The organism is Caballeronia sp. (assembly GCF_049581465.1).
Taxonomy (GTDB): Bacteria; Pseudomonadota; Gammaproteobacteria; order Burkholderiales; family Burkholderiaceae; genus Caballeronia.
This window is the reverse complement of record NZ_JBAUSA010000196.1, coordinates 1-2,050: the sequence shown is the minus strand read 5'-3', so window position 1 is coordinate 2,050 and position 2,050 is coordinate 1. Positions and strand designations below refer to the sequence as shown.

The window sequence follows — 2,050 nt, the reverse complement described above, 5'->3', positions numbered from 1 at the left end:
ACCTATAGCTTTTCGGCGTACCTGCAAGTCGGCGACCTGAAGATGACCGTCGTCATGGCCGGCACGCTCACCACACTCAAGCTGTGGATGCGGCCAATCGGCGGTATCGGCGGCGGCTATCTCGGCGATCGATTTTCTACGCTCGGCGTGCTAATCGCGGCGCTGTTCCTCGCGGCGATCGGGCTTGGCGCACTCGTGGTCCTGCCAAGCGTCGGCCATCTCAATCCGAGTGTCGGCATTGCTGCCATCGCCATCGTGGTGTTGCTGATCGGCGTGCTGACCTACGCCATTCGCGGGCTCTACTGGAGCCTGCTCGATGAATGCGGAATCCCGTTACGCATCACGGGCCTTGCCATCGGCCTGATTTCGCTGATCGGCTATTCGCCCGATGTATTCCTGCCGCTCGTGAACGGCTGGACGACGGAGCACTATCCGGGTCTCGCCGGCTACCAGTTCTACTTCTCTTATATCGCGGGAATCGCCGTGATCGGCGGCGTGGCTGCCATCGCGCTAAAACGCATGCGTGCCCGCTCGACACTTGCCAAGGAGTCCGTCCGATGAAAATCGTCTCGCTCGAAACCCATTTCGTAGCCGTCCCGCCGCCGCATCTCGGCGGCATGTACTGGATCTTCGTCAAGCTGAAAACAGCGTGCGGGATAGAAGGCGTGGGGGAAATCTACTCGGCCACTTTCCATCCGAAAGCGATGGCGCACATCATCGATGACGTCTTCGGCCGCTATCTCCAGGATCACGATCCGCATCATGTGGAACGCTTTTTTCGCGAAGCCTATTCGAGCGGCTTCACGCAGCGCCCCGACCTCACGATGATGGGCGTCGTCAGCGGCCTCGAAATGGCGTGCTGGGACATCATCGGCAAGGCGGCGGACAAACCGGTGTACGAACTGCTCGGCGGCCTGGTGAACGAACGCCTGCGCTCGTACACCTACCTCTATCCGAAGAATGCCGCGGGCGAATACGACTATGACGATGTCGATCTCGCCGCAGAATGCGCCGCGCAAAATGCGGAGCTAGGCTTCACTGCGGTCAAATTTGATCCGGCCGGCCCGTACACTGCGTACTCGGGCCACCAGCTTTCGCTGTCCGTGCTCGAACGCTGCGAGACCTTCTGCAAGCGCGTCCGCGAAGCCGTCGGCAACCGCTGCGACCTGTTGTTCGGCACGCACGGACAAATGGTGCCGTCGTCCGCTATCCGGCTCGCGCAGCGCCTGGAAAAATACGATCCGCTGTGGTTCGAGGAGCCCGTTCCACCCGGCCAGGAAGACGCAATGGCGCAAGTCGCGCGGCATACCAGCATTCCGATCGCGGCCGGCGAGCGCCTCACCACCAAGTACGAATTCTTCAAGCTGTTGCAAGCGGGCGCGGCGTCCATCCTTCAACTGAACGTAGCGCGTTGCGGCGGTTTGCTCGAAGCGAAGAAGATCGCTTCGCTCGCGGAAGTCTATTACGCGCAAATCGCGCCGCACCTCTATAACGGACCGATCGGCGCGGCAGCGAGCATTCAACTGGCCGCTTGCACGCCGAATTTCCTGATCCAGGAAAGCATCGGCACATGGGATGGCTTTCATGCCGAGATCCTCAAGACGCCACTTCAGTGGGAAGACGGTTTCATCATCCCGTCGAAGGCGCCGGGACTCGGCGTCGAACTGAACATGGACGTGGTGCGCGCGCATTCACCGTACACGGGCGAGCGCCTGCATTTGCAGATGGCCCCCACTCCCGCCGATGTCCGCGATTTCTCCCCGGCGAAAGGCTGAACCAAGGTTCGAACACCCACATGAAGACTTACGACTACATCATCGTCGGCGCGGGATCGGCCGGCTGCATCCTGGCCGAGCGCCTGTCGGAATCGGGGCAGTATTCCGTGCTCGTCCTCGAAGCGGGCGGTAAAGCCGATTCGTTCTGGTTCAAGATTCCCGTCGGCTTCGCGAAGACCTACTACGATCCGGCCTGCAACTGGATGTACTACAGCGAACCGGAAGCAGAACTTAGCAATCGCAAGATTTATGCGCCGCGCGGCAAGGTGCAAGGG

Annotated in this window: 2 protein-coding genes and 1 pseudogene; all 3 read left to right on the top strand. The window is 60.8% G+C overall.

Features of this window, described 5'->3' with window-relative positions:
* Window positions 1–561: pseudogene (locus tag WCA53_RS04890) on the top strand (MFS transporter); the annotation flags it as partial.
* The gene (locus WCA53_RS04885) at window positions 558–1,775 is read left to right on the top strand and encodes a mandelate racemase/muconate lactonizing enzyme family protein (RefSeq protein WP_423906225.1); all 1,218 of its coding nucleotides are present in this window, start codon (window positions 558–560) and stop codon (window positions 1,773–1,775) included. The pseudogene WCA53_RS04890 and the gene WCA53_RS04885, both read left to right, overlap by 4 nt.
* A gap of 20 nt (window positions 1,776–1,795) precedes the next feature.
* On the top strand, window positions 1,796–2,050 hold a 255-nt coding region (locus tag WCA53_RS04880), incomplete at its 3' end, for an NAD(P)-binding protein (RefSeq protein WP_423906222.1).